The organism is Bradyrhizobium sp. (assembly GCF_049519115.1).
In the GTDB taxonomy this organism is placed as follows: Bacteria; Pseudomonadota; Alphaproteobacteria; order Rhizobiales; family Xanthobacteraceae; genus Bradyrhizobium.
Genome location: NZ_JBEKRB010000182.1, coordinates 1 through 2,842, shown reverse-complemented (window position 1 = coordinate 2,842; position 2,842 = coordinate 1). Strand labels below are relative to the sequence as shown.

Below are 2,842 nucleotides of genomic sequence, written 5' to 3'. Positions count from 1 at the left end.
AGTGACGAGTACCTGGATCGCGAACCGCTCGATCGCCACCACCAAAACTTGTTCAGCGAAGAAATTTCAAATGGCCAGAAGCGTCTGAGGTCGCTCGCCGACTCGATCTCCCACTTCAAGTTTTTGAGGGCCGCGGTCTTGAGCCGGTTTCCGGACTACAGGCAGCCGGACTACAAGCCTTCCGCTTAATCTGGCTGGCAGACTTGATCGCAATGGTCCGAGCCCTGGGCGTAGGCCGTTACCAGCAGCGGCCGCAGATCGGCGAGACGGGTCAGGATCGCGCGGACGTCGCTGGCGGCGAGCTCCTGGAGATCGGGTCGCTGATCGCATTGATGCTGGAGACGAGATAAAGCCGCGGCGGAATCAATTCGGCCTGATTTGGGCCGGTGAGATATGACATTTTTAGCGGCTCGACGATCATGGCATCGCCAAGATTGCCGTGGGCCCGGAGCAGTGCCAGCGTCAACCACATCCGTGCATCGTGTGGTCCGATCCCGAGCGCAGCCCTGACGGCGGTTTGTGCAGCCTCATTCGTCGACAGATCGCCCGGGGCTTTGGATGCCAGAACTGCCGCGGCGCGCAGGGCAGCTTCATCGGCCTTAAGATCTTCGCGGAACGGGGCGATCTCCGTGGCGAGCGCCGCCGCCCAAACGGCACCCGGTGTAGGCGATGGATTATTCAGCGCCGGCACCGGCGCTAGGGGCAGGCCGCAACCGTTCGGTCGCGAAATCTGTGATCGAAACCGTCCCGACCAAAAGAACGATCAGCAAGGCCAGCAATCGAAATTTCCAGATCGGCTTCATCGTGGTCCTGCATCGTCTACAGTTTTGCAATCGGCCGGCCACTTTTTAGGCCACGCGGTTGGAAGCGCCAGCGTCTTCACAGCGCCAGCATGCTATCTCCCTGGATGGTCAGCAACGTCAGATTTCCGGTCGCATAGGCGCCGGTATCGATATTAATGCGGTTCGGCCGGATGTCGGGCTCCCGCACCGGCGTGTGTCCGTGCACAATGAATTTCCCGAAATTCTCCTCGCTGTTGAGAAATTCGTCGCGGATCCACAGCATGTCCGCCTCGGTCTGTTCTTTCAGCGGGACGCCCGGCCGAACGCCGGCGTGGACAAAAAAGAAATCGCCGCAGAGGAAGGAGGGCAGGAGGCCCTCAAGGAATCGCAGATGTGTGTCGGGCATGCGCTTGGTCAAGGCCTGGATCAACTCGACCTGCTCCTCGGCGCCTGGATTAAGCGACGGCTGAAGGCCGTAGGCCATCAGCGTCTGTAGGCCGCCGAATTTGCGCCATTCCCCCAGCTTGTTCGGATCGTGAAGGACCTCGAGCATGAAGGCCTCGTGGTTGCCCTTGAGGCAGACCGTCTCGTGATGGCGTCCCCGTTCGATCAGGAGATCGAGCGTTCCGGCAGAGTCCGGACCCCGGTCGACGTAATCACCCAGGAAAACCTGGATTGGGCGAGATGCCGGATTGCGCGCAAGGTCCGCGTCGATCACGGTAAACATTTTCTTCAGAAGATCGGCTCGTCCGTGAATGTCGCCGAGCGCATAGATGCGGGTCCCCTCCGGCAGATGCGGCTTTTTTGTCGACCGACGGGATTTCAAAAAGCCCAGCATAATAAGGGAAAATCCGATTCCTGGTGACCCGCGAGGCTCCGCCGGCGGAGTTTACATGTGAGGGCCCGTGTGAAGGGTTAACGAATCCTCGAGCGTGGTGGTGGCATTTGACTCAAAGCCCGCGGCGAAATTTCAAAGCTTGCTCCTTACGGTCCTTCGCAACGGCGGATCGGGGAGCACGGACTATACGTACCATTTTGAAATGGATTGTTGCAATTGCGGCGGTGGCGGCCATTGGCGGCTACCAGAGCGCGAATGCTGCAATGGTAGGCATGCCGCGGGCGCTTGGTCCGATGATCAAGCGAATCTCCTTCAGCGACTACACGCTGCCGCCGATGGCCTACACCCAGTGCATCCGCTACGCGGACCAGTGCAGGCAAACACGGATGCTGTTTCGCGGCGGCCCGGTCCATATGACGGCCGAACGCTGGGAAGAACTGAATGACGTCAACAAGTCGGTCAACAGCTCGATCGTCCCCGAAGCGAACACGGAAGGTGTCGCCGCAAAGAACTGGTTGATCAGCCCGTCGCATGGTGATTGCAACGATTATGCCGTTACCAAGCGAGCGGAATTGCTCGACCGTGGCTGGGCAGCGCGTACGCTGTTGCTGAGCGAAGTCGTCACCTCCTGGGGCGAACATCACCTCGTCCTGGTGGTGCGGACGTCGGCGGGCGACGTGATTCTTGATAACCTCACGCCGCAAATCCGGCCGTGGTTGCGCGCTCCCTATCGCTGGTTGCGGATGCAAACGCCGAAGAATCCGAACTTCTGGACGACGCTCGATACGCGCAACGCCTGAGAGCGTCCCGAGCTGGCCCATATCCGCCCAGCTGGCGCTTTGCGCAAGCCCGATGCCGACAAGGGCATCGCCGATCACGGCGACACCGGAATGAGGCAGGCTCGCATCGCAGAAGGCCTGGGCAAGCAGGATCACTGCGCCCGACGCAGCGGTGGCGGCATAGAAGGAATCGCGCCCGCGTGAGAGAGCACCGCGGTAGAGCTTAATAATCAGCGCGACACTGATTGCGGCCGCGATCGCCACCCATCGGTTTTCCGAATTCAACCGCGAATGCGGCAGCCGTCGATGGCGGCCGCTTCGTCATGGTGCGCCCAGCATGGGCGCACTCTTATGGGTGCAAGTCCCATCGTGAGTTGATCACAACGAGCGAAGTGAAGCGCAACTGCATGAGGGCGACCGAGTGTGGGGAGGAAGCGTGGAGC

3 protein-coding genes and 1 pseudogene are annotated in these 2,842 nt (G+C 60.5%); 2 read left to right on the top strand and 2 right to left on the bottom strand.

Annotated features, from left to right (window positions below; translation table 11 throughout):
* Nucleotides 1-189, top strand: a pseudogene (locus tag ABSE61_RS36860) (hypothetical protein); the annotation flags it as partial.
* 82 nt (nucleotides 190-271) lie between these two features.
* Here the strand turns inward: ABSE61_RS36860 and ABSE61_RS36855 are convergent.
* Together ABSE61_RS36855 and ABSE61_RS36850 are read right to left on the bottom strand one after the other, a co-directional pair.
* A complete protein-coding gene (locus tag ABSE61_RS36855) occupies nucleotides 272-691 on the bottom strand; it encodes a hypothetical protein (protein WP_423876066.1) in 420 nt (139 codons plus the stop codon).
* A gap of 188 nt (nucleotides 692-879) precedes the next feature.
* Nucleotides 880-1,620, bottom strand: a complete 741-nt coding sequence (locus ABSE61_RS36850) for a metallophosphoesterase family protein (RefSeq protein ID WP_423876065.1) — start codon at nucleotides 1,618-1,620, stop codon at nucleotides 880-882.
* Nucleotides 1,621-1,817: 197 nt separating this feature from the next.
* Between ABSE61_RS36850 and ABSE61_RS36845 the strand changes: the two genes are divergently transcribed.
* Nucleotides 1,818-2,420: a transglutaminase-like cysteine peptidase gene (locus tag ABSE61_RS36845; RefSeq protein ID WP_423876064.1), complete on the top strand. Its 603-nt coding sequence runs from the start codon at nucleotides 1,818-1,820 to the stop codon at nucleotides 2,418-2,420.
* The last annotated feature ends 422 nt before the right edge of the window (nucleotides 2,421-2,842 follow it).